At 63.1% G+C, this 22,351-nt stretch carries 24 protein-coding genes; 9 read left to right on the top strand and 15 right to left on the bottom strand.

What is annotated here, in order from left to right; translation table 11 throughout:
• The first annotated feature begins 71 nt into the window (after positions 1-71).
• From tmk to NKI46_RS09080, 5 genes are all read left to right on the top strand, one after another.
• Entirely contained in the window at positions 72-746 is a 675-nt protein-coding gene (tmk, locus tag NKI46_RS09100; protein WP_023668949.1) for a dTMP kinase, read from the top strand.
• On the top strand, positions 743-1,798 hold the full coding sequence (locus tag NKI46_RS09095) for a DNA polymerase III subunit delta' (protein ID WP_023730621.1): 1,056 nt from the start codon (positions 743-745) through the stop codon (positions 1,796-1,798). Before tmk ends, NKI46_RS09095 begins: the two co-directional genes overlap by 4 nt.
• Positions 1,799-1,888: 90 nt before the next feature.
• Positions 1,889-3,439 carry a methionine--tRNA ligase gene (gene metG / locus NKI46_RS09090; RefSeq protein WP_023738863.1) on the top strand — a complete coding sequence of 517 codons (1,551 nt, stop codon included), beginning with the start codon at positions 1,889-1,891 and terminating at the stop codon, positions 3,437-3,439.
• Positions 3,439-4,227 (top strand): TatD family hydrolase, encoded by a 789-nt coding sequence (locus NKI46_RS09085; RefSeq protein ID WP_023728031.1) that lies wholly within the window; start codon positions 3,439-3,441, stop codon positions 4,225-4,227. The genes metG and NKI46_RS09085 overlap by 1 nt, the downstream gene beginning before the upstream one ends.
• 3 nt (positions 4,228-4,230) lie before the next feature.
• Positions 4,231-5,040, top strand: coding sequence for an MBL fold metallo-hydrolase (locus tag NKI46_RS09080; protein ID WP_023738864.1), 810 nt, complete (start codon positions 4,231-4,233; stop codon positions 5,038-5,040).
• 55 nt (positions 5,041-5,095) lie between these two features.
• Here NKI46_RS09080 and NKI46_RS09075 read toward each other — a convergent pair whose 3' ends face one another.
• Positions 5,096-5,821, bottom strand: coding sequence for a GNAT family N-acetyltransferase (locus NKI46_RS09075; RefSeq protein WP_245260427.1), 726 nt, complete (start codon positions 5,819-5,821; stop codon positions 5,096-5,098).
• A gap of 333 nt (positions 5,822-6,154) precedes the next feature.
• Between NKI46_RS09075 and NKI46_RS09070 the strand changes: the two genes are divergently transcribed.
• A complete protein-coding gene (locus NKI46_RS09070; RefSeq protein ID WP_023738865.1) occupies positions 6,155-6,736 on the top strand; it encodes a hypothetical protein in 582 nt (193 codons plus the stop codon).
• Positions 6,737-6,811: 75 nt separating this feature from the next.
• Here the strand turns inward: NKI46_RS09070 and NKI46_RS09065 are convergent, their stop codons facing one another.
• The 9 genes from NKI46_RS09065 to NKI46_RS09025 all read right to left on the bottom strand — a co-directional run bounded on the left by NKI46_RS09065 (position 6,812) and on the right by NKI46_RS09025 (position 13,092).
• On the bottom strand, positions 6,812-7,141 hold the full coding sequence (locus NKI46_RS09065; protein ID WP_023696110.1) for a hypothetical protein: 330 nt from the start codon (positions 7,139-7,141) through the stop codon (positions 6,812-6,814).
• Positions 7,138-7,287 (bottom strand): hypothetical protein, encoded by a 150-nt coding sequence (locus NKI46_RS09060; RefSeq protein ID WP_023738866.1) that lies wholly within the window; start codon positions 7,285-7,287, stop codon positions 7,138-7,140. The genes NKI46_RS09065 and NKI46_RS09060 overlap by 4 nt, the downstream gene beginning before the upstream one ends.
• Positions 7,288-7,331: 44 nt before the next feature.
• Positions 7,332-8,240, bottom strand: coding sequence for an alpha/beta fold hydrolase (locus tag NKI46_RS09055; protein WP_352459153.1), 909 nt, complete (start codon positions 8,238-8,240; stop codon positions 7,332-7,334).
• 52 nt (positions 8,241-8,292) lie between these two features.
• Entirely contained in the window at positions 8,293-9,069 is a 777-nt protein-coding gene (locus NKI46_RS09050) for a DUF8605 domain-containing protein (RefSeq protein WP_031253419.1), read from the bottom strand.
• Between the two features lie 107 nt (positions 9,070-9,176).
• Positions 9,177-9,953 carry a pyrroline-5-carboxylate reductase gene (locus tag NKI46_RS09045; RefSeq protein WP_023710519.1) on the bottom strand — a complete coding sequence of 259 codons (777 nt, stop codon included), beginning with the start codon at positions 9,951-9,953 and terminating at the stop codon, positions 9,177-9,179.
• A gap of 23 nt (positions 9,954-9,976) precedes the next feature.
• The gene (locus tag NKI46_RS09040; protein WP_023738870.1) at positions 9,977-10,855 is read right to left on the bottom strand and encodes an aldose 1-epimerase family protein; all 879 of its coding nucleotides are present in this window, start codon (positions 10,853-10,855) and stop codon (positions 9,977-9,979) included.
• A 175-nt stretch (positions 10,856-11,030) separates the two neighbouring features.
• The gene (locus NKI46_RS09035; RefSeq protein WP_023738871.1) at positions 11,031-11,747 is read right to left on the bottom strand and encodes a Bax inhibitor-1/YccA family protein; all 717 of its coding nucleotides are present in this window, start codon (positions 11,745-11,747) and stop codon (positions 11,031-11,033) included.
• Between the two features lie 38 nt (positions 11,748-11,785).
• Positions 11,786-12,562, bottom strand: a complete 777-nt coding sequence (locus NKI46_RS09030) for an anti-sigma factor family protein (RefSeq protein ID WP_023710522.1) — start codon at positions 12,560-12,562, stop codon at positions 11,786-11,788.
• Positions 12,559-13,092 (bottom strand): sigma-70 family RNA polymerase sigma factor, encoded by a 534-nt coding sequence (locus tag NKI46_RS09025; RefSeq protein ID WP_023688465.1) that lies wholly within the window; start codon positions 13,090-13,092, stop codon positions 12,559-12,561. Before NKI46_RS09025 ends, NKI46_RS09030 begins: the two co-directional genes overlap by 4 nt.
• Positions 13,093-13,267: 175 nt before the next feature.
• Between NKI46_RS09025 and NKI46_RS09020 the strand changes: the two genes are divergently transcribed.
• The 3 genes from NKI46_RS09020 (at position 13,268) to mazG (ending at position 15,920) form a co-directional block, all read left to right on the top strand.
• Entirely contained in the window at positions 13,268-13,705 is a 438-nt protein-coding gene (locus NKI46_RS09020) for a DUF3592 domain-containing protein (protein ID WP_023706554.1), read from the top strand.
• Between the two features lie 129 nt (positions 13,706-13,834).
• The gene (locus NKI46_RS09015; RefSeq protein ID WP_023691284.1) at positions 13,835-15,019 is read left to right on the top strand and encodes an amino acid aminotransferase; all 1,185 of its coding nucleotides are present in this window, start codon (positions 13,835-13,837) and stop codon (positions 15,017-15,019) included.
• 76 nt (positions 15,020-15,095) lie between these two features.
• On the top strand, positions 15,096-15,920 hold the full coding sequence (gene mazG, locus NKI46_RS09010; RefSeq protein ID WP_023738872.1) for a nucleoside triphosphate pyrophosphohydrolase: 825 nt from the start codon (positions 15,096-15,098) through the stop codon (positions 15,918-15,920).
• Between the two features lie 6 nt (positions 15,921-15,926).
• Here the strand turns inward: mazG and hflX are convergent, their stop codons facing one another.
• The 5 genes from hflX to NKI46_RS08985 all read right to left on the bottom strand — a co-directional run bounded on the left by hflX (position 15,927) and on the right by NKI46_RS08985 (position 22,312).
• Entirely contained in the window at positions 15,927-17,318 is a 1,392-nt protein-coding gene (hflX, locus tag NKI46_RS09005) for a GTPase HflX (RefSeq protein ID WP_023738873.1), read from the bottom strand.
• On the bottom strand, positions 17,319-17,564 hold the full coding sequence (hfq, locus tag NKI46_RS09000; RefSeq protein ID WP_006202172.1) for an RNA chaperone Hfq: 246 nt from the start codon (positions 17,562-17,564) through the stop codon (positions 17,319-17,321).
• Between the two features lie 145 nt (positions 17,565-17,709).
• Positions 17,710-18,570 (bottom strand): D-amino-acid transaminase, encoded by an 861-nt coding sequence (locus NKI46_RS08995; protein WP_352745807.1) that lies wholly within the window; start codon positions 18,568-18,570, stop codon positions 17,710-17,712.
• Positions 18,571-18,672: 102 nt separating this feature from the next.
• Positions 18,673-20,034 (bottom strand): nitrogen assimilation response regulator NtrX, encoded by a 1,362-nt coding sequence (gene ntrX, locus NKI46_RS08990; protein ID WP_023668929.1) that lies wholly within the window; start codon positions 20,032-20,034, stop codon positions 18,673-18,675.
• Positions 20,024-22,312, bottom strand: a complete 2,289-nt coding sequence (locus NKI46_RS08985; protein ID WP_352745804.1) for a sensor histidine kinase NtrY-like — start codon at positions 22,310-22,312, stop codon at positions 20,024-20,026. The genes ntrX and NKI46_RS08985 overlap by 11 nt, the downstream gene beginning before the upstream one ends.
• Positions 22,313-22,351: the final 39 nt, after the last annotated feature.

Below are 22,351 nucleotides of genomic sequence, written 5' to 3'. Positions count from 1 at the left end.
TTCCCGCGGCGTGGACCTTTTCTCGGGCGCGGACTAAGACACCAGCGCAAAGCAGGACAAAGGCCTTTCGATTGGCAAGCGGATTTTTCATCACCTTCGAAGGCGGCGAGGGCGCCGGCAAGTCGACGCAGATCGAGCGGCTGGCCCAGAAGATGCGCGCCAAGAAATACGATGTCCTCCTCACCCGCGAACCCGGGGGGTCACCCGGCGCCGAGGCGGTCAGGCACGTGCTCCTGTCCGGCGCCGCCGAGCCTTTCGGGCCGAAGATGGAGGCGCTGCTGTTTGCCGCCGCACGCTCCGACCATGTCGAGCAGGTCATCCGGCCGGCGGTGGAGCGCGGCTCCATCGTGCTTTGCGACCGTTTCCTGGATTCGTCGCGCGTCTATCAGGGCGTCACCGGCGGCCTCGATCCGGCTTTCATGGAAGCTCTGGAGGAGGTCGCCATCAACGGCATGATGCCGGACATGACGCTGATCCTTGACATTGACCCCGCCGAGGGCTTGCGGCGCGCCGCCGCGCGGCGTGGCGCCGAGGACGGTCCGGACCGCTTCGAAAAGGAGACGCTGGACATCCACCAGCGCCGCCGTGACGCCTTCCTGGCGATCGCAGCCGCCGAGCCGGACCGCTGCATCGTGATCGACGCGTCGGCGCCTCCCGCTGCGGTGGAGGATGTCATCACCGCGGTGGTGTTCGCCGCACTTGAGGCGAGGGCGCCCGCGCGCAACCGACAGGCGGCGCCCGCATGATCTTCGAACGCATCGCTCCCGAGCAGCACGACACACTGGACGGTGTACCGGAGCCGTCCGAGACGCTGCGCCTGGTCGGCCATGAGCAGGCGGCCGCGATGCTCGCTGCCGCCTATCGCTCGGGAAAACTGCCGCATGCGTTGATCTTTGCCGGGCCGGTCGGCATCGGCAAGGCGACGCTTGCCTTTCACCTGGCGCACCATCTGTTGAAGCATCCGGCCTTCGACCAGGCGCCGGATGTGTTTGCCGTTCCCGATCCGGCCTCACCGCTGTTTCGCCAGATCGCCACAGGGGCGCATCCCGGCGTGCTGCATCTGACCAGGCCGCTGAACGACAAGACCAAGAGCTTCAAGACGGTCGTCACCGTCGACGAGATCCGCAAGGTCAACCGCTTCCTGTCGCTGACCTCGCATGACGGCAGCTACCGGGTGGTGATCGTCGATCCGGCCGACGACATGAACACCAACGCCGCCAATGCCTTGCTGAAGAACCTTGAGGAGCCGCCGAGCCGCACGCTGTTCATCCTCATCGTGCATGCGCCGGGCAGCCTTTTGCCGACCATCCGCTCGCGCTGCCAGATGGTGCGGCTGACGCCGCTCGATGCCGGCAGCCTGATGAGCGTTCTGGAAACCGTCGAGCCGCCGCCACCTTCCGATCCTGCCGCGCGCGCGGCATTGGCGGAACGGGCAGGGGGCAGCGCCCGCAATGCGATCCTTCTGACCCAATATGGCGGGCTGGAGATTGCCGGCACGCTCGACGCCCTGGTCACGTCGGGCAAGAGCGACATCGCCGGCGCCTATCGCCTTGCCGAGGCCGTCGCCGGCCGCGACCAGGCGATCCAGTTCGACATCTTCAACCGCCGCGCGCTCGATCTGCTCTCCACCGGCGCCAGTGAAGCCGCGCTGGCTGGGGATCTCGCGCGGGCGAAAACGCTGTCCGACACTTGGCACGAGGCGCTGAACGCCATATCTGAGACCGATACCTACAATCTTGACAAGAAGCAGCACGCCTTGACCATGATCGACCGCCTGAATTCCGCAATGCGAATGTGACCGGTTTCGGCATTGCGGCGGGATGGCAATCGCCGTCTCGATGCGATATCCACCGCTCACATTCATTCGGCCATTCATGACGGTTAATTCATGTCACGCGACACATTCTACATCACGACACCAATTTTCTATCCGAACGGCAAGCCGCATATCGGCCACGCCTATACGGTCATCGCGACCGACGCGCTGGCCCGCTTCCAGCGCCTGGACGGCAAGGACGTGCTCTTCCTCACCGGCACTGACGAACACGGCCTCAAGATGCAGCAGACGGCCGAGAAGGAAGGCATAACGCCACTCGCGCTTGCCGACCGCAACTCGGCGATCTTCCGTTCGATGACAGAGGTCCTGGGCGGCTCGAATGATGATTACATCCGCACGACGGAACCACGCCACTACGAGTCGTGCCAGGCGATCTGGAAGGCGATGGCGGCCAATGGCGACATCTATCTCGACCGCTACAGTGGCTGGTATTCGGTCCGCCAGGAAGGCTATTTCGAAGAGAGCGAAACCACGCTCGGCGACGACGGCGTGCGCCGCGAGCCGCTTGGCTCGCCGGTCGAATGGAATGAGGAGGAAAGCTACTTCTTCAGGCTTTCCGCCTATCAGGACAAATTGCTTGCGCTGTACGAAAGCCAGCCCGATTTCGTCGGTCCGGCCGAGCGCCGAAATGAGGTGATGAGCTTCGTCAGATCCGGCCTCAAGGATATCTCGGTCTCGCGCACGACCTTCAATTGGGGCGTGCCGGTGCCCGGCGACGACAAGCATGTGATGTATGTCTGGGTCGATGCCTTGACCAACTACATCACCGCTGCCGGCTATCCCGACACCAAGGCCGAGCAATGGCGCTACTGGCCGGCCACGCACATTATCGGCAAGGACATCGTCCGCTTCCATGCCGTCTACTGGCCGGCTTTCCTGATGTCGGCCGGCATCGAACTGCCGAAGCGCGTCTTCGCGCATGGCTTCCTGTTCAACCGCGGCGAGAAAATGTCGAAGTCGGTCGGCAATGTCGTAGACCCCTTCACCATGGTCGAGCATTACGGCCTCGACCAGGTGCGCTATTTCTTCTTGCGTGAGGTGCCATTCGGCCAGGACGGCAGCTACAGCCATGACGCGATCGTCAACCGCACAAATGCCGATCTCGCCAACGGTCTCGGCAATCTGGCGCAGCGCTCGCTGTCGATGATCGCCAAGAACTGCGGCGGCGTGGTGCCGCATCGCGGCGAGCTGACCGAAGCCGACAGCGCGATCCTCGACCAGGCGGTGGAAGCGCTGGGTACCGCGCGCCAGGCGATGGCGGAACAGGGCATCCATCTCGCGTTGGCGGCGATCTTCGGCGTTGTGGCGGAAGCGGATCGCTACTTCGCCTCGCAGGCGCCCTGGGCGCTGAAGAAGACCGATCCGGCGCGTATGGAAACGGTGCTGTGGACGACCGCCGAACTGGTGCGGCGCGTGGCATTGCTGTGCCAGCCCTACATTCCGGGGTCGGCCGGCAAGCTGCTGGACCTGCTGGCGGTGCCGGCGGACAAGCGTGACTTCGCGCATGTCCATGCCGACTATGCGCTGGTGCCCGGCACGGCGCTGCCCGCGCCGGAGGGCGTGTTTCCCCGTTATGTCGAAAACCCTGAGGCGAGCGCCTGATGCTCGTCGACAGCCATTGTCATCTCGACTTTCCGGATTTCGCCGAGGAGCGGGCGGCCATCGTCGCCCGCGCAAAGGCTGCCGGTATAGGTCGCATGGTGACCATCTCGACACGCGTGAAGCGGTTTGCGCAAGTGCTTGAGATTGCCGAGAGTTTCGACGAAATCTATTGCTCGGTCGGCACCCATCCTCACAATGCCGGCGAAGAGCTGGATGTGACGGCTGAGGACCTTGTGCGCCTGTCCGCGCACCCGAAGGTGGTGGCGATCGGTGAGGCCGGGCTGGATTATTTCTACGACAAGGCGCCACGCCACGCGCAGGCGCAGGGCTTTCGCACTCACATATCGGCCGCGCGCGAGTCCGGGCTGCCGCTGGTGATCCATTCGCGCGATGCCGACGACGATATGGCTGCCATCCTCGAAGACGAAACAGGGAAGGGCGCCTTCCCCTTCATCCTGCATTGTTTTTCGTCGGGGCGACGGCTGGCAGAGGTCGGCGTGGCGCTTGGCGGCTATGTGTCCTTCTCGGGCATACTGACCTTCAAGAACTCCGCCGATTTACGCGCCATCGCAGCCGATGTGCCGCATGACCGGCTGCTGGTCGAGACCGACGCGCCGTATCTGGCGCCGGTGCCGTTCCGCGGCAAACGCAACGAGCCGGCCTATGTCGCGCATACAGCCAAGGTGCTGGCGGAGACGGTCGGCGTTGGCGAAGCCGAGATCGCGACGCTGACGACGGCGAACTTCTTCCGGCTGTTCGGCAAGATGCCGCGGCCCGCCGGGCTCTGACGCATGAGCGACCGGCTGCGCCTCACCATCCTCGGCTGCGGCTCGTCACCTGGCACGCCGCGCATCACCGGCGATTGGGGCAATTGCGACCCGGCCAATCCGAAAAACCGGCGTACACGCTCAGCCGCGCTCGTCGAGCGGATAGCAGCCAACGGCGCCAGAACCACGGTCGTCATCGACACCGGGCCTGATTTCCGTGAGCAGATGCTGATGGCGGCGGTCCGGCGCATCGACGCCGTCGTCTATACGCATCCGCACGCCGACCACATCCACGGCATCGACGATCTGCGCGGCTACGTGCTGGAGCAGCGCCATTTGATCGATGTCCATGCCGACCAGCCGACCATGCTCAGGCTGCGCGAAGCGTTCGGCTATTGCTTCGAGACGCCGCTTGGCAGCTCCTATCCGCCGATCGTCAGGCCGCACATCATCGATCACGCAAGGGCGGTGACGATCGAAGGCGAGGGCGGTGCCCTCACCCTCGAGCCGCTGCCGCAGATCCATGGCGACATCATTTCGCTCGGCTTCCGCATCGGCGGGCTGGCCTACTGCCCCGATATAAGCGACTTCCCGGATACCACCGCCGAGCGGCTGCGCGGCCTGGACATGCTGGTCATCGATGCCTTGCAGTACCATACCCATCCCAGTCATCTGTCGCTCGGTCAGGCGCTTGGCTGGATTGAAAAACTGGCGTCGAAACAGGCCGTGCTGACGCATATGCATGTGCCGCTCGACTATGCCACGGTGAAGGCCGAGGTGCCGGCCAACGTCACTCCGGCCTATGACGGCATGGTGATCGAAATTCCTTTATGAGACAGCATGATACGAGCAGATCTTTATAAGGACGTTCGGTTCTTCAGTGCGAAGATCAGCAGCGTTCCAATCCGCTCATAGCCCATGCGGGGATAAAGCAGCGCTCCGGCGTCGCCAACAGCATCGAGCACCGCGACCCATGCGCTTTGTCGTCATGCAGCATTTTGGCCATCAGCGCCTGGCCGATGCCTCGACGCCGGTGCGAAGGCTCGACAAACATTGCCGAGCACCATGTGGCGCCGACGGCGTCTATGCTGCGCACACGCCCGACGATGGCGTCGCCATCGAGCGCCACATACTGGCGAAACGGCGCATCGTCGCCGAGTTGATCGTCTGGAAGTGTCCGCCTGCGTATGACCTTTCCCAGTTGTGCAGCGCGTTCAGCCGTCCTCACGCGTTCGATAGAGACGATTGCTGGCGGGTCTGGAATTTGGCGCAGCGACTGGACGAAAAAGCCTTCCGTCCGCAGCAGCCGGTAGCCGAGCGCCTTGTAGGCCGTTCGCGTTGGTTCGTCCGGGCCATCATTCGCGATCACGACCGAAACGGCAAAGCTCGGCCGCGCATGCTGCCGCACGATGGCATCGGCTTCCTCGGCGGCGACGTCATGGACGATCCATTCTTCGTCACGGTAATCGCGTGCATTCTTGCGCTCGGCATCGCGCATCAGCCACAAGGGTCCGACGCGGCTGGCCTCGTAGGGAAAGGAACGGCTCTTATCGGTACTGAAGCCGTGCACGAACACTTCGATCGCCGCTTCGATGTCACGCTTTCCTGTCGTCATCGACACAGCGTAGCGTTGGCCATCGGCTCAAGGCAACACGCGTCGATCATGCCAAGCCTATGAAAGTCCGCGTCATTTCCCAGCTGCAGCCTCATGTAATAAGTTCCATAATCTATCTTATGCGACTTTCATATGTGGCTGCTGCTTCCATTAGCGGCGTGCCAATATACGCCCTGCTGACTGAGATGCAGGCCGGCGGCTCACTGGGCGGTCACCATCCCATGGCTGCGATACAACGCATGATTTGCCGACAACGTCCCAACGGGTACCCTCAAGGGCATCCATCTGGCAGCGATGTGGCCTGCTGACGCGCGGTTCGTATAGCTTCCCCGAATGGAATCGTTCCCCGAGGTCATCACTCACAACTACGATCCCCGTCGAGGACCGTGCAGAAATGTTTGCGAGCTTTCCGAAGAGCAGGCAGAACGGGTTCTTGACGAGATCAGAGCGTCTGGGCTGCGCGCTATCAAACCAAACTACTTGGAGAGGCGACGATTAACGGAGGAATGGCTCATTCGAGAACGGCGCCGACTGCTTGGGCCCACGAAGCTAGAGCGTCCGGTCTATTTCTTTCTTGGCGACTTTGCCGACGGCAAAGACCCGTCACGGCCAAGCCGACTCGTTATGCGACTGCGAGAGTTCCCACCGGAGACGCTCACTTTCACCTATCCGGACAGCATGGCAAGTCTCCCGATCGCGACGCGTGACGATCTTCGCCCCCAACGAAAGCGATACCACGGGCAAGTGTTTACTCTTGGTGAGATCGAAGCCGTCGTGGCCGAATTTGGGATGCCCGGTGAGCGCTGGAAGACCGATCCAACGATGAAGTACGACAAGTTCATCGAGGTGCAGGTATGGGATGATCGCCTCATTAACGAGCGGCTGCTTCAGGTCGGTTCCCCCCTCTCCCCTTAGCGATTGGGATGGCGCCTTCGCAAAGGCCTCGACTTCCTGCTCGACGGGCTGGCACCAGGATAACGAACAGGAGCGTCATCCCGAGAAGCTTTCCAGGAGGCCGCTGAAGGCTGCTGCGATTGCAACAAGATGGAAGACGCCAAGGGCCAGCCATCTGGAGCCGCCGGCGCCCGCAACAAATGCCCCATAGGCGGGAAACTGCAGCGCAGCCAATCCGATCGAAAGGCCGGTGATCGTAGTGTTGGTCAACAGCGTTGCCAGCATGGGGACCGGATAGAGAAGTCGCGCCAGCCCATAGTCGCCATGCCCGGCTCCGGCCGAATAGAGCGCCAGGAAAAAGGCGACGGGCGTGATGCCGAGGCCGACAAGGAACCCTGCCCGCGAGGAGAATTTTGGCGACGTCATCTGGCCATGGCCACGGCAGCGGACGGGTCGCGGTCGTCAGGCGCGAGCTTGGACGAAGTGACAAGCAGCTTCTCCTGATCGGCCCGCGACTTCGGCTCGATCGCGATTTGCAGCAGTGGCCAGGGCGCGGCAGACTTTTCCATCATGGCGCCATGGTTGCAGATCGATCCGATGGCCGCAACGGAGGGGTCTACGCCCGGCCCGTCCCTTTCGCTTCCTGACTGTGGACGCGCGCCAGAAAATCGCGCACCAGGGGAAGCGCCTCATCGAAATGGGTTTCGAGCAGCCAGTGGCCGGCGCCGCCGATGAGATGAAGTTCTGCTTCCGGCAAATCGCGGTGGTAGGCATGCGCCGATTGTGCCGGCATGTAACCATCCTCGGGGCCCCAGACAATGAGCGTCTGCGGTTGGTGCTCGCGCAGATAGCTCTGATAGCGCGGGAACCAGCCGAGGTTCGCCTCCAGCTTCTCCATCAGGCCGACCGCGAGCCGCCGGCGGATCGGCGTGTCCATCAAAGGCCAGTGGAGTTTCCAAAGATCGGGAGGCACGCGCTCGGCTACAGCGTAATCCACCTCTCCGACAAACTCGTGCCGGAACCCCTCCTCGCTCACCGCCTCTTCCAACGGCCGGTGCTTTTCGGGCGTCTTTTCCTTCCAATAGGCTTTTATCCCAGCGTATTTCGGCCCGAGAACATCCTGGTATATATCGCCGTTCTGGATGATGAGTGCCGCGATGCGCTCGGGATGTGCGATGGCGTGGCGCAGTCCGATCTGCGAGCCATAATCGTGCAGCCAGAGAGCATAGCGCGACATGCCGAGCGCATCGGCGAAAGCTGTCAGAAACTCGGCATAGGCATCGAAATCATAGCCAAAAACCAACATTTCGGGCGTGGCGCTATAGCCAAAGCCGGGAAAGTCCGGCGCGAATGTATGCCAGCGATCGGCAAGTGCCGGCATCAACCGTCGGAATTGATAGGACGAGCACGGATAGCCGTGCGGCAGGAGAAGGACGGGAGCATCAGGCGGGCCGTCTTCGCGATAGAAGATGCTGTTTCCGTCAATGTCGATCCGGCGATGTTGCAATTCTACCTCCTTGCTCAAAGCTTGCCCGCCACTTTGTTTACGGTGCTCCGGCAAGAAGGTTCCCTTGAAGTCAGGGCGTGACGGCTTCCGGCTGTCCATTCCCCGACAGGATCTGCAGCGTTCCGCGCGTGGCGTTGCGGAACGCATCGTCGAAACTGACGCCACGTACCTGCCAGCGATAGTCCTTATCCTTGAAGCTGAGCCGCCAGTCGCCGACCCAGCCCAGCGCTTCCTGGCGCCATACCAAAGTGCCGGCAAGCAGGGCGTCCCCATCCAGCGTGTTGGCCACGTCGGCGAGCGCGACGTCGGACGGCCGAGGCAACTCCAGCGGCAAACCGGTCCGGTGCGCCGCGTCCGCCAGCGCAACGCGCATATCCGCCGCAAGCTCGCCGCCGCCATCGCGCACCAGCGTGAAGCCGTCGCCTTTCATCGGCCTTACATCCAGCAGTGCGACGATTTTTGGCCGCGGCACCGCCCACGGTTTGCGCCCGAGCGACGCCAGCAAGGCATCGATCTCGTCCGGGTCGAAATCGGCGGTGATGTAATGCGGCCGGTCGTGGGTGCCCTGCTCGTCATGCGGCGGGCGGTTGTTGAGCAGGTCGCGGTAGCCGACACCAGTGACATAGTCGGCCGCGTGCCGGCTCATGTCCGCAACACGCGGGTCGCCGATCAGCCGCGGGTCGCCGGAAACCTTGACCAGCACCTCTTCAAGGCACGGCGCCAGGCCCCACGCCCGGTTCTCCTCGCCAGTGCCGCTGGTCACCGACTGCGCGCGGTAGATGCTGGCGCGGTCGATGTCGGCGGCAGCGACCGGAAAGACAATCAGCACAGCCAGCGCCGCTGCCACAAAGCCCAATTTCAAGCATCCAGGCACCCGCCGACCCTCCCGAAACGGTCCGGAACATCCGTTGGAGCCATACTCCTGATCATCAGGGAACTTCAAGGTGCCGCCCATCAAGGCGTATCGCCGACGATGCGCCGGTGTACGCCGTCCAGGCTCTCGGTGAGCGCCTCGAACACGTTTCGCGCCGTGAGTTCGCGAAGAACCTGTTCGTTGATGCCGCCGCGCGTCGCATAGTCCTGCGCCAGATGCATGAAGTCGGCATCCGGCGACATATCAGGAGCGCTTCCCAAGGCTTTGAAAAGCGAGGCGATGTAATCGCGCCCCTTCCCTTCCTCCACGCCATTCCTCTTGAGCCAGCTGTTGATCGTATCGAGGTATCTGAAGTAGCTGGCATAGGTTGCGGTGGCCACGCTCAACGCGTTGAATTCGGCTGAGTTCTCGACCTCGATCACTTTCCCCAGATTGCCGAACAAGGCAGCGACAGTGGCATCCGGCGGGCAGATGATCGTTGCCCCCAGCCGGTGGGCGATCATCGGCATGGGCAGCGCTTTCGTCACCTGGTGCGCGGGTGCGGTCAAGCGGGCAATCTCCTCGCGCGGCAGCGTGGCGATCAAGCTGATGAGGTGATGCTCGCGCCGAAACCGCAAACCCGGCAGGACGTCATGCGCAATTTGCGGCCGGACAGCCAGCATGACCAGGTCGCATTGATCGAGAACCGCCTGATTGTCATCAGCGATACGCACATCCGGATAACGGGCTGCCAGCTCTGCGGCGATCTCTTCATTGCGCGGCGACAGCAGCACGGAGACGGAGTTATCCGCGACGGATTTGAGCCCGCTGACAATGGCCGCTGTAAGGGCACCCGTGCCGATGAAGCCAAGTTTCATCGCGCCTGTCTCTGGTTCATCGGTCACAGCGGCGCATGCTCGAGCCGTACCTGATAGCTCAGCACGCGCTTTTCACCGGGCGCGATCAGCATCACGCCCGGCTTGTCCGCGAACTCACCATCGAAATCGACGGGGCTGGCGAGGCCATGCCAGGGTTCGATGCACAGGAACGGAGCGCCGCCCGGCTTCGACCAGATGCCCAATTCCCTAAAACCCTGCCACGACATCTCGATCGCCGCACCGTTACGGGCGGCATAGCGCACGCTGGTGCTGGCCGGCCGGTCGAGGATCACGGCGTCTGCCTCGAACAGCTGTTCGGAAAGCGCCAGCGTTTTGCCTTCGATGGGCGTCGGCTGTGGTGCAGCCACCACCAGGCCATCCTTCAGCCGGCGGATCGGCGCCGGCTCGTTCTGGGCAAAGGTCAGGTGGTAGTCTGTCTTGGCGAGCCCCGGCTGCAATGGCCAATTGAAAGCCGGATGTGCACCGATGGAGGCTGGCAGCGTCTCGTCGCCGGTGTTGGCAATCTCGAAGCTCACACCAAGTTCGCGACGCTCGAGCGTGTAGGTGATGGCAAGGCGAAAGGCGAACGGATAGCGCGTGCGTGTATCGGCATCGTCGGTCAACACCAGCGCGCAGGATCGGGGGCTCGCGTCAGCCCACACAAATGGCTTGTCGCGGGCAAATCCGTGCTGCGTCAGGGGATAGACCCGGCCCCGATGGCGAAGCTGGTCCCCCTTCAGCCGGCCGACGATCGGAAACAGCACCGGCGAATGCCGCCGCCATTCCGGCCCGGCCTGCCACAAAAACTCCAGACCCTCGGCATTGCGCAAGGAGACGAGCTCGGCCCCCTGCCCGACAATGGTTGCCGAGATGCCGTCGCCGTGAAGCGTCACTTGTTCCATGCGTTCTCGCGGAAAGCTGCGTGCGAGCGGCAGGTTAGCAAAAGCCCCCATGGACTCAAGGGCGCAGCGACATCGCGCTGATAGAGGAGCGATGTCTCGACGGCAAAAACGACAGTGGCCGGAGATTCTCCTCCGGCCACTGCGAGATCGAGATTGTTGCCCTGCTACGGTTCGACTATTCGCGTTCGCCGGTGAAGTTCAGCAGCAGCTGGAAGATGTTGACGAAGTTCAGGTAGAGCGACAGCGCGCCGAAGACGGCGAGCTTCTGCTGCGATTCCGCGTCGAAATTCTCCGCATACTGTTCCTTGATCGTCTGCGTGTCCCAGGCGGTCAGGCCAACGAACACCGCGATGCCGATCACCGAAATGGAGAACTGCAGCGCGGTCGAGCCAAGGAAGATGTTGACGACGCTGGCGATCACCACACCGATCAGGCCCATGATCAGGAAGGACGAGAACTGGGTCAGGTCGCGCTTGGTCGTGTAGCCGTAGAGGCTGGTGGCGCCGAACATCGTGGCGGTGATGAAGAAGGTGCGCGCGATGCTGGTGCCGGTGAAGACCAGGAACACCGAAGCCAGCGACAGGCCCATCACCGCGCAGAAGGCCCAGAACATCAACTGGGCGCTCGCCGCCGACATCGTCTGCATCTTGAACGAGAACAGCAGCACGAAGGCGAGCGGCGCCAGCATCACCACCCATTTCAGCGGGCTGGAAAAGATCGGCACGTAGAGGGCCGGCGTCGAAGCGACCACCATGGCGACGATGCCGGTGACGACGAGGCCGATGCCCATATAGTTATAGACACGCAGCATGTGGCTGCGCAGGCCCTCGTCATAGACGGCGCCGGCGCGCGCGCCAGTGCCCATGCGGTATCCGAGGTCAGGGGTATTCATGCGGGTTCTCCTTATGTGGTCTCAGTAAAGTGTCCTGATCAGTAAAGTGTCTTGGCAAGCGTCTCGGCGGCGCGGTCGAGGTCGTGGACATCGCTGCGCGCGACGACCGCGTACGCGACCTCGCCGATCTGGAAATAGGCAGAGGAGATGTCGCCGGAGGGCGCGATGGCAGGCTTGACCACGTCGAAGGTTCCGGGCCGGATCGCAAACAGCGAGACCAGCCCCATATCCTTCGTCTCCAGCGCCACTTCGACGCTCGGCCCGAAGCGCGACGGATAGATCTGCACGTCGCGGACCTTCCAGTCCTTGGGCAGCGATGGCATGACGATTGCGGTGGCGGCGCGGATTTCGTCGCCATTGTAGTTGGGCGCCTCCAGCTGCGAGGGCATCGCCTCGCGCATGAGCGTCGTCTTGTGCGCCCGGATCGCTTCTTCGACATAGGCGGGCGGCGGCGGCGAAGCCACGACCTTGGTCACCAGCAGCGGCCCGAAGAGGCCGTTCGCCAGCCAGCCGGCAGCGACAAAGACGGCGACCGCGGCCACCCGCTGCAGCACGGCGAAGACGCGGCGACTGGCCAGTCCCCTGCCCAGCCGGCGCGCGACTTCAGTCGTCGCCGGCCGCGCCATGCCTGTGGAAGCAGCCAGCGCCAGGCGCAGTTCGTCGCGCGTCCTCAAGTCGGACATCACCCGCGCCGCAGCCTCCGGACGAACTGAGAGGAACGCCTCGACCTCGATGCGGCGCGCGACATCCAGCTGGTCGTCGACATAAGAATCGAGATCGGTATCGGTCACCGGGTCCCGCAACAGGTCAGTCATGACGGGTCTCCCACGATCCTCAGATGGCTTTTGGCCGGCGAAGGTGCAGCGTTTTCCATCTCGCGCAGTGCTGCGCGCGCCCTGCCGATGCGCGACATCAGCGTGCCCAGCGGCACCCCGCTGGCGTCGGCGGCCTGCTGGTAGGAAAGGCCCTCGATGGCGACCAGATGCAGCGCCGAACGCTGCTCCTCCGGCAGACTGAAAAAGGCCTCGCGCACCTGCGCCAGTCGCACGGAATGTTCCTGAGGCGCCGGGGTGCTGGCATCGGTGAGATAGCCGGCCTGCTCGACACGCGCTGCTTCCGACCGGCGCGAGCGCATCTTGTCGATGAAAGCGTTGTGGACGATCGACAGCAACCATGCCCGCAGATTGCCGCCCGAGCGGAATGTGTCGCGCCGCTCGTAGGCGCGCACCAGCGCATCGTGCACCAGATCCTCGGCGTCAGTGCCGTCGCGCGTCAGCGAGCGTGCGTAGCGCCTGAGCGAACCCAGCTGTCCGACAATATCGAAGCGTGGCATCGACCGTTTCATGCCCCGTTTACGAAACAGGCGGGGATCTTAATCCATCGCCACCAAAACTTTTTTGCGTCGCCACAATAGGCATCATGCAATCAGAAGTCCGCTGCGCACTTATCCATCTCCCGTGCGGCAGATGTTTGCTTTATGGATGAAGTCTAGCCTTATCCGTCTGTCCCAGGAGCAAAAGATGGCCAATGGTAGTCGTGTAACGGGTTTTGCAGCGTTGCCGATCGTCGGCAGGGTGTTCATCATCTTTGGCATTGTCGGACTGATCGCTTCCGGCGTGCTGGCCATCGTCGAGATGTACGGCCCTCGTACCGCTTCGGCGACAGGCAGGATTGTCGCCGCCGAATACAATCCCCGCATCGAGTTCTCGACCGCCGACGGCACCGTCATCCGCTTCAACAATGCCGTCCACAGCTCGTTCTGGGGTGATGGCGACAGCGTCCCTGTCGCTTACGACCCAACCAATCCGCAAAATGCCTCCGTCGACAGCTTCGCCGGACGCTGGTTCCTTGCCGGGCTGGCCGGCATGCTCGGCGGTTTCTCCCTGCTGACCGGCATCGGTCTCGCCGTGATTGGACGGGTGCTTATCCGGCGGATTGGAATGAACCCGTCGCCATAGCCGCCGACCCCTGCCGTACAGACAAAGCTTGGCGTAACGGTCCAGTACGCTAGCGGACTGGCGCAGATGGAAGCACTGGCGAAACGCGGCCGCTTTGCGTATTACTCCGCCGCCATTGGAGCCGTATTGATGTTCGAGACCCTGCAACCTGCCCCGGCTGACAAGATCATCGCCTTGATCGGCCTCTATCGCGCCGATCCGCGCCCCGGCAAGATCGATCTCGGCGTCGGCGTCTACAAGGACCGCGACGGCAGGACGCCGGTCATGCGCGCCCTGCGCGAGGCCGAGAAGCGGTTGCTGCAGGACCAGGACACCAAGACCTATCTCGGCCTTGCCGGCGACACCGGCTTCAACACGGCGATGGTCAAGCTGGCCTTCGGCCCCGCTGCCGACATGACGCGCATCCGCGCCGCGCAAGCGCCTGGCGGTTCCGGCGCGCTGCGGCTGGTGGCGGAGCTGTTGAAGCGGACCCGCCCCGACGCAACCGTCTGGCTGTCGGACCCGACATGGCCGAACCACCCGCCGGTGATGCGCGGGGCCGGCCTCAAGGTGCGCGATTATCCCTATTTCGATGCCGTTTCCGGCGCGGTGCGCTTCGACGAGATGCTGGCAACGCTTGGCGCAGCCGAGCCCGGCGATATCGTGCTGCTGCATGGCTGCTGCCATAACCCGACCGGCGCCAATCTCGATATCGCGCAATGGGCCAGCGTCACCGATCTTGTCGTCGAGCGCGGGCTGTTGCCCTTTGTCGACATTGCCTATCAGGGCTTTGGCGAAGGCCTGGACGCCGATGCGGCCGGCTTGCGCCTTCTCGCGGGCAAGGTGCCTGAAATGGTCGTTGCCTCGAGCTGCTCGAAGAACTTTGCCGTCTACCGCGACCGCGTCGGCGCGGCGATGATCCTGGCGAAGGATGGTGCGCAAGCCGATGTGGCGATGAGCCAGATGCTGGCGGCGGCGCGCGCCATGTATTCGATGCCGCCGGACCATGGCGCCGCCGCCGTGCGCATGGTGCTGGAAGATGATGGCCTTCGCGCCGACTGGGAGGCGGAGCTGGAGGAGATGCGGCTGCGCATGCTGAGGCTGCGCGTCCAGTTCGCCGACGCGCTGCGCCGGCAGTCCAACTCCGACCGCTTCGACTTCATCGCCAGCCATCGCGGCATGTTTTCCAGGCTTGGCCTGACCGAGGCGCAAGTCGAGCGGCTGCGTGCGGAGTATGGCGTCTACATGGTCGGCGACAGCCGCATCAACGTCGCCGGCCTGCCCGAGGACGGCATGGATGACCTCGCCAAGGCGGTTGTGTCGGTACTCGGCTGAAGCTCGCTGTGGACAATCTCCCCTCTCCGGCTGACGCCGTTGGCCGCACGACAGGCAGCGGGATAGCATTCGCCGCATGAAACCTTCGCGCGACATTTCCCGGCTGATCGAGATCATGGCGGCGCTCAGGGCGCCGAAGACCGGTTGTCCCTGGGACATCGAGCAGGATTTCTCGACCATCGCGCCCTATACGATCGAGGAAGCCTATGAGGTGGCCGACGCCATTGCGCGCGGCGATCTCGACGATCTGCGCGACGAACTCGGCGATCTCCTGCTGCAGGTCGTCTACCACGCGCAGATGGCTGAGGAAGCCGGCGATTTTGCCTTCGGTGATGTGGTCGAGGCCATCACCACCAAGATGATCCGCCGCCATCCGCATGTCTTCGGCGACGAGAAGGCGCGCAGCGCCGGCATGGCAAAGGGCATGTGGGAAAAGATCAAGGCTGAGGAAAAAGCCGAAAAGCGAAGCGCCCGCCTCGCCCGCGGCCTCGACCCCGAAGACAATGGCAAGGGGTTCCTGGACAGCGTGCCCGTCGCCCTGCCCGCTTTGACGCGGGCGCTAAAGCTGCAGGAAAAGGCTGCCCGTGTCGGTTTCGACTGGAGCGAGGCAGCACCCATCCTCGACAAGATCGAGGAAGAGATCGGCGAATTGCGCGAGGCGCTGGCCAAGGGCGAAACGGCTGAGATCAAGGACGAATTCGGCGACATGCTGTTTGCCGTCGTCAACCTGGGCCGTCACCTCAACCTCGATTCGGAAGCGGCGCTCAGCGGCACCAACGAAAAGTTCCGCTCGCGCTTCCACTATGTCGAGCGCGCGATCGATGCATCGGGAAGCACGCTCGAAAAAGCCACGCTGGACGAGATGGAAGCGCTCTGGCAGCAGGCCAAGAGCGCGAAATAATCAGGCTTACTGCCTGTTTTTGCGGTGCAATCGGCTTTCGATCTCATGCCGCGCGCTGTGCGTAGCCTTGAGTGCAATGGTTGCGCTGCCATCCTCATTGTCTACCCGCGAAACGACGTCGCCATTGCGGTAGAGCCAGTCGACAAGGCCGAACTGCGCCGGTTCGATCGTCACCGTCAATTCCTCGAGTTCGCCCGACATCCTGGTCTCGATCAGCGCCTTCAGCGCATCGATGCCTTCGCCGGTGACGGCCGAGATGGCGATCGGCGGCGCCTTGTTGGCGTCAGTGCCGTCGGCAAGCAGACGCTCGCGGTTGCCGTCGTCGAGCAGGTCGACCTTGTTCCACACTTCGACGACGCGCTTGGCATCGCCGGCATCGACGCCGAGATCGGCGAGAATGCGCTCGACGTCCTCGGCTTGCGCTGCGGTATCCGGATCCGAAATATCGCGCAGGTGGATGACCAGATCGGCCTCGACGACCTCTTCCAGCGTGGCGCGGAAGGCGGCGACCAGATGCGTCGGCAGGTCCGAAATGAAGCCGACTGTGTCCGACAGGATGATCGGCGTGCCGTGCGGCAGGCGCACGCGGCGCAGCGTCGGGTCGAGCGTGGCAAACAGCATGTCTTCGGCCAGCACGTCGGCCCCGGTCAGCCGGTTGAACAGCGTCGACTTGCCGGCATTGGTGTAGCCGACGATCGCCACCACCGGGAACGGCACCTTCTTGCGCTTGGCCCGGTGCAGGTCGCGGGTGCGGCGCACCGTTTCCAGCTCATGCTTGAGCTTGATGATTTTTTCCTGCAGCTGCCGCCGGTCCGATTCGATCTGGGTTTCGCCGGGGCCGCCGAGGAAGCCGGCTCCGCCGCGCTGGCGTTCAAGGTGGGTCCAGCTCCGCACCAGGCGGCCCTTCTGGTAGTTGAGATGGGCAAGTTCGACCTGCAGCGTGCCCTCCTTGGTCCGCGCGCGCTCGCCAAAAATCTCCAGGATCAGTCCGGTGCGGTCGAGCACCTTGGCATTCATTTCTTTTTCGAGATTGCGCTGCTGCACCGGCGTCAGCGGATGGTCGACGATGACCACCTCCGCGTGACCCTCTTTGACGATCTCGGCGAATTCCGCGACCTTGCCGCTGCCGAGCAAGGTTGCCGGGCGTGGATCGTTGACGGTGACCACCGCCGTGTGGATCAGATCCAGGTTGATGGCGCGGGCAAGGCCGACCGCTTCGTCGTGGCGCGCATCCGCCGAACGCGTCAGCCGTGGACGGTTCGTTTCGTCATCGTTGCGCTGATGCCGGGTAAGCACCGGCACAATGACAACCGCCCGGGTCGGACCTGTGGCTTCCGTCCCGGAATTATGTGCTGGTTTCCCGCGGACGCCGCGGTCCGCGTCTTTTTCACGTGCCAATCAGGCGCCCTGGCTTTCCTCGCCATCGAACATCTGAACCGGCTGGCTCGGCATGATCGTGGAAATGGCATGCTTGTAGACGAGCTGGGAGTGGCCGTCACGGCGCAGCAGAACACAAAAATTGTCGAAGGAAGTGACCACGCCGGTCAGCTTGACGCCGTTGATGAGAAAGATGGTGAGTGGATTTTTGCTCTTGCGAACAGAATTCAGGAACAGGTCCTGAAGGTTTTGCGATCGTTCCGCCATTGTTCTTGTCTTTCGCCGATCCCCTTCGGTTTGCAGGCCAATGCGCCAAATTAGCGGGCACATGTCAAGCTTGCAAACACCCCCTTGCCGTCAGTAACGACAAGCAGAACGAGATATATTGATGTGCAGTCCGTCTGTGCGGTTATCAGGCTGGACTTTTTTCCGCAACGTCAAAAAAGGCTTGCCGCAATGAAAGTGTTATCGAACCGGGGTGCCCATTGGCGACCGCGGCACCGTCGATTGCCACGACCGGCATGGCGATTGTCGTTGCCGAACTGATGAAAGCTTCTCGCGCAGCCTTGGCTTCAGTGACTGAAAAACCGCGCTCCTCGATCGTCAACCCGAGATTTGCCGCCACTTCGAACATGGTCGTGCGGGTGATGCCGCGCAGGATGCCATGCTCCGCCGGCCGGGTAACCAGAACGCCGTCCCTTGTAACGATCCAGGCGTTGGACGAGCCGCCCTCCTTGACGTTGCCATCGGTGTCGACGAACCAGGCTTCCTGGGCGCCGGCCTCCTTGGCTTTCTGCTTGGCCAGCACGTTGGGCAGCAGGCCGGTGCTCTTGATGTCGACCCGGTCCCAACGGTTTTCCGGCACGGTGATGACCTTGATGCCCGCCTCGGCTCGCTTGGCGGCCGCCGCCGGGTCGGCCTTTCTGGCCGTAATCACCAGCGATGACGGTGTATCGGCCGGGAAAACGAAGTCGCGGCTGGCAACACCGCGCGTAACCTGGACATAAACCAGGCCGTTGACGACGTGGTTGCGCCGCACGATCTCGCGCAGAAGAAGCGGCAGCACGCCCTTGGTGACCGGCCAGTCGATCGACAATTCGCTAAGCGAGCGGTTCAGCCGGGCAAGATGGCGCGGCATGTCGACGATAAAGCCCTGCGCCACCTCGCAGACCTCGTAGACGCCGTCGGCGAACTGATAGCCGCGATCCTCGATATGCACGGCAGCGTCGGCATGGGCGACATAGCGCCCGTTCACATAGGCAATGCGCGGCATGGGTTATCCCTCAGAACAGTCTCGCTATTTCTAGGCGATTCCGCCGCTGCCGTAACCGGCAATTGCACGGGCCACGGCCCGCTGGACCAACAACAATGGGGATCAGACCCCCAGCGACTTCAGTTTCCGGTGCAGCGCCGAGCGCTCCATGCCAATGAATTCCGCCGTCTTCGAGATGTTGCCGCCGAAACGGTTGATCTGGGCGATCAGATAGTCCTTCTCGAACTGTTCGCGCGCCTCGCGCAGCGGCAGCGCCATGATGTGCTGGTCGGACTGGTTCGGCGTGCGCGGCATGACATCGCCGATCTCCGACGGCAACAGGTCGGCGGTGATCGGCGCATCGATATCGTCGCCACGCGCCAGGATCATCAGCCGTTCGACATTGTTGCGCAGCTGGCGGACATTGCCCGGCCAGTTGTGCGCCTGCAGCACGGCAAGCGCATCGTCGCCGATGCGGCGCGGCTTGATGCCGGCCTGGCGAGCGATCTGCTTCATGAAATTGTCGACGAGATAGGGAATGTCCTCTCGCCGCTCGGCCAGGCCCGGCACCATGACCGGAACCACCGCCAGGCGGTGATAGAGGTCTTCGCGAAAACGGCCGTCGGCGATCATCGCCTCCAGGTTCTGCGAGGTCGAGGAGATGATGCGGACGTCGACCTTGACCCGCTTGGTGCCGCCGACCCGCTCGAACTGCTGTTCGACCAGCACGCGCAAAATCTTGTTCTGCGTCTCGCGCGGCATGTCGGCCACTTCGTCGATGTAGAGAATGCCGCGGTGCGCCTCTTCAAGCGCGCCGACCTTGCGCTCGGTGCCGTTCGATTCGGTGCCAAACAGCTCGATCTCCATGCGCTCGGGCGTGATGTTGGCCGCGCTCAGCGTCACGAACGGCGCGCCCTTGCGCGTCGACAGCGTGTGGATGGCGCGCGCGGCGAGCTCCTTGCCCGAGCCGGACGGACCGATGATCATGACGCGGCTGTTGGTCGGCGCCACGCGCTCGATGGTCTGGCGCAGCTGGCTCATCGCCGACGACATGCCGATCAGGTCGAAGGTTTCGCCGCTGCGCTGCTTGAGGTCGGACACCTCGCGCCGCAATTTCGAGGTTTCGAGCGCCCGCTCGGCGATCAGGATCAGCCTGTCGGCCTTGAACGGCTTCTCGATGAAATCATAGGCGCCGCGGCGGATGGCCGACACCGCTGTCTCGATATTGCCGTGGCCGGAGATCATCACCACCGGCAGGCTCGGATGCATCGTCTTGATCTCGTCGAGCAGCGCCAGCCCGTCGAGGCGCGAGCCCTGCAACCAGATGTCGAGGAAAATCAGCCGCGGCGCCCGGTCGGCGATTGCCGCGAGCGCGCTGTCGGCATCGAATGCCGTGCGGGTTTCATGCCCTTCGTCGCTCAATATGCCCGCGACGAGTTCACGGATGTCTTCCTCGTCATCGACGATGAGAATATCAGACGCCATTACCGACCTTTTCAGTTTCTCGTTCGTGTTCCGTTTCGCCTTGATCGCGTGGCGGCGCGGTTGCGGCAGCTGGCGGCAGGATGATCGAGATCATCGCGCCGCGTCCACCGTGGAAATCCGCAGGCGCATCGTGCAATTCGAGCCGCCCGCCATGGTCCTCCACGATCTTCTTGACGATGGCGAGACCGAGCCCGGTGCCCTTCTCGCGCGTCGTCATGTAGGGCTCGAGCAGCCTTTGGCGGTTCTCGCGTGGCAAGCCTTTGCCATTGTCGATGACGTCGATTCTGATCGCGCCATTCTGCCGGGCAGCTTGAATCCGGATTATGCCGTGCGAACCGTCCTTTTGTTCCAGCCCGTCAATCGCCTCGGCCGCGTTCTTGATGACGTTGCCGAAAGCCTGCGCCATCAATCGGCTATCGAACGTGCCCTTGAGCGGTTCGTTGCCGAACACGCGTTCGAAAGCAATGTCGGCGCGGCTGACTTCGACCAGGAACGACGCCTCGCGCAGCGATTCACGCAGATCGATGGCTTTCATCTCGGGCTTGGGCATGCGGGCGAAAGCCGAGAACTCGTCGACCATGCGGCCGATATCCTCGACCTGCCGGATGATCGTGTCGGTGCACTGGTCGAAAATCTCGCGGTCCTCGGTGATGACCTTGCCAAAGCGGCGCTTGATGCGCTCGGCCGAGAGCTGGATCGGCGTCAGCGGGTTCTTGATCTCATGTGCGATGCGCCGCGCCACATCCGCCCACGCCGACGAGCGCTGCGCCTGGACCAGATCGGTGATGTCGTCGACCGTCACGACGTAGGATTTCTCCTCCTCGCCGTCGTCGCCGGCCTCGATGGTGATCTGCACGTTGAAGGTACGCTCGGCGCCGGTGCGATAGAAGGTGACCTGCTCGCGATAGACCGGCTTGCCGGATTTGCGGCCGATCTCGAAGACACGGCCGACATGCGGCAGCACGGCGGACAGGTTCTGCCCCAGCGCCGCCGTGGCCGATATGGCCAGCATCGTTTCGGCCGATTTGTTGACGATGGAGACGATGCCGTAGGGATCGACGCCGATGACGCCGGCGGTGACGCCGGCCAGCACCGCTTCCGAGAAACGACGCCGTTCGTCGATCAAATCCTTGGCCGACAGGATCTCGTTGCGCTGCGATTTAAGCTCCAGCAGCATCTTGTTGAACGTATCGCCAAGCGAGGCGACATCGCCGTCGGAAGGCCGTACCGGCACGGCGACATCGAGATTGCCGGTCGCAACCTCGTCAGCCGCGCCGATGAGTTGACGGATGGGCCGCACCAGACGGTCGGCCACCGCTATGCCGGTCCAGATGGCCGACAGGATGATGATCAGCGTCAGTGACAGATAGGGCAGCGCGAACGCCACCTGCGACGTCCGCCTGTTGTCTTCCAGGCCGCGATATTCGGCGGTGTTGGACTGGACGATCGCCCTCGCCTTGATCACTTCGGGGTCGACCAGGCGATTGGTGTAGAGGTAGAGGCCTTCGATCTCCCGCAGCTTGATGATGGCGCCCATGATGTTGCGCGTCTTCGGCTCGATCAGCACCGGTTTGCCGTCGGCCGCGGCGCTGACCGCGCCCTCCGGCGGTGGCGGCATAGAGAAATCCGCATCGGTCTTCGCGCTCATGACAAAGGAGCCGTCTTCCCTGACCAGCGCCGCATGCACCAGGCTCCTGCCCACGGCTTCCTTGTTCATCAGGTCGAGAAAGCCGGTTCGATCGAGGCCGTAAAGCGTGCGCGAGGCGTCGAGATCATAGGCCATCGACAGCGTCGTGCCCTGAAGATTACGAGCGTTTTCCTGCACATAGGCGTCGGCGATCGACAGCGACGAGTTGACGATCGCCTTGGTGCGGATTTCGAACCAGCGGTCGAGGCCGATATCGAGCGTGATTGAGGCGATGATGGCCACCATGATGGCGGGGATGGCCGCGACCAGCGCAAACATCGTCACGATGCGCACATGCAGCCGTGACGCCGCCTTGCCGTGCCGGCGCGCCATGGTGATGCGATGCACCTCGCGGCCGACGAGGGCAATCAGCGCCAGCACAAATAAGGCATTGGCCGCAATCAGCGTCAGCGTTGTGTTTGCGTCTGGCGTGATCGGCGTGGCGCCGACAAGAATCGCAAACGAGATTGCCGCCGTAACCAGCGCGCCGGCAATTGCCACAACGCCGGGCAACGCAAGCAGCCGCCGTCCATCCCTCTGGCCGGGTCTGCTGAAAAGCGGTTCGTTTGATGTCAGAGCTTGCGAAGCCATGTCGCCGTCTAAGAGCCAGTGATTGCGTCGGATGTATGC

Origin of the sequence: Mesorhizobium sp. M0615 (assembly GCF_040320805.1) — a bacterium.
In the GTDB taxonomy this organism is placed as follows: Bacteria; Pseudomonadota; Alphaproteobacteria; order Rhizobiales; family Rhizobiaceae; genus Mesorhizobium.
The sequence above is the reverse complement of the archived record's forward strand: the minus strand, read 5'-3'. Positions and strand labels throughout refer to the sequence as shown.

Coding starts and splice junctions, on each gene's coding strand:
- NKI46_RS09095 (WP_023730621.1), top strand. CDS start 743: ATGATCTTCGAACGCATCGCTCCCGAGCAGCACGACACACTGGACGGT.
- metG (WP_023738863.1), top strand. CDS start 1,889: ATGTCACGCGACACATTCTACATCACGACACCAATTTTCTATCCGAAC.
- NKI46_RS09085 (WP_023728031.1), top strand. CDS start 3,439: ATGCTCGTCGACAGCCATTGTCATCTCGACTTTCCGGATTTCGCCGAG.
- NKI46_RS09080 (WP_023738864.1), top strand. CDS start 4,231: ATGAGCGACCGGCTGCGCCTCACCATCCTCGGCTGCGGCTCGTCACCT.
- NKI46_RS09075 (WP_245260427.1), bottom strand. CDS start 5,821: ATGACGACAGGAAAGCGTGACATCGAAGCGGCGATCGAAGTGTTCGTG.
- NKI46_RS09070 (WP_023738865.1), top strand. CDS start 6,155: ATGGAATCGTTCCCCGAGGTCATCACTCACAACTACGATCCCCGTCGA.
- NKI46_RS09065 (WP_023696110.1), bottom strand. CDS start 7,141: ATGACGTCGCCAAAATTCTCCTCGCGGGCAGGGTTCCTTGTCGGCCTC.
- NKI46_RS09060 (WP_023738866.1), bottom strand. CDS start 7,287: ATGATGGAAAAGTCTGCCGCGCCCTGGCCACTGCTGCAAATCGCGATC.
- NKI46_RS09045 (WP_023710519.1), bottom strand. CDS start 9,953: ATGAAACTTGGCTTCATCGGCACGGGTGCCCTTACAGCGGCCATTGTC.
- NKI46_RS09040 (WP_023738870.1), bottom strand. CDS start 10,855: ATGGAACAAGTGACGCTTCACGGCGACGGCATCTCGGCAACCATTGTC.
- NKI46_RS09035 (WP_023738871.1), bottom strand. CDS start 11,747: ATGAATACCCCTGACCTCGGATACCGCATGGGCACTGGCGCGCGCGCC.
- NKI46_RS09030 (WP_023710522.1), bottom strand. CDS start 12,562: ATGACTGACCTGTTGCGGGACCCGGTGACCGATACCGATCTCGATTCT.
- NKI46_RS09025 (WP_023688465.1), bottom strand. CDS start 13,092: ATGAAACGGTCGATGCCACGCTTCGATATTGTCGGACAGCTGGGTTCG.
- NKI46_RS09020 (WP_023706554.1), top strand. CDS start 13,268: ATGGCCAATGGTAGTCGTGTAACGGGTTTTGCAGCGTTGCCGATCGTC.
- NKI46_RS09015 (WP_023691284.1), top strand. CDS start 13,835: ATGTTCGAGACCCTGCAACCTGCCCCGGCTGACAAGATCATCGCCTTG.
- mazG (WP_023738872.1), top strand. CDS start 15,096: ATGAAACCTTCGCGCGACATTTCCCGGCTGATCGAGATCATGGCGGCG.
- hfq (WP_006202172.1), bottom strand. CDS start 17,564: ATGGCGGAACGATCGCAAAACCTTCAGGACCTGTTCCTGAATTCTGTT.
- NKI46_RS08995 (WP_352745807.1), bottom strand. CDS start 18,570: ATGCCGCGCATTGCCTATGTGAACGGGCGCTATGTCGCCCATGCCGAC.
- ntrX (WP_023668929.1), bottom strand. CDS start 20,034: ATGGCGTCTGATATTCTCATCGTCGATGACGAGGAAGACATCCGTGAA.
- NKI46_RS08985 (WP_352745804.1), bottom strand. CDS start 22,312: ATGGCTTCGCAAGCTCTGACATCAAACGAACCGCTTTTCAGCAGACCC.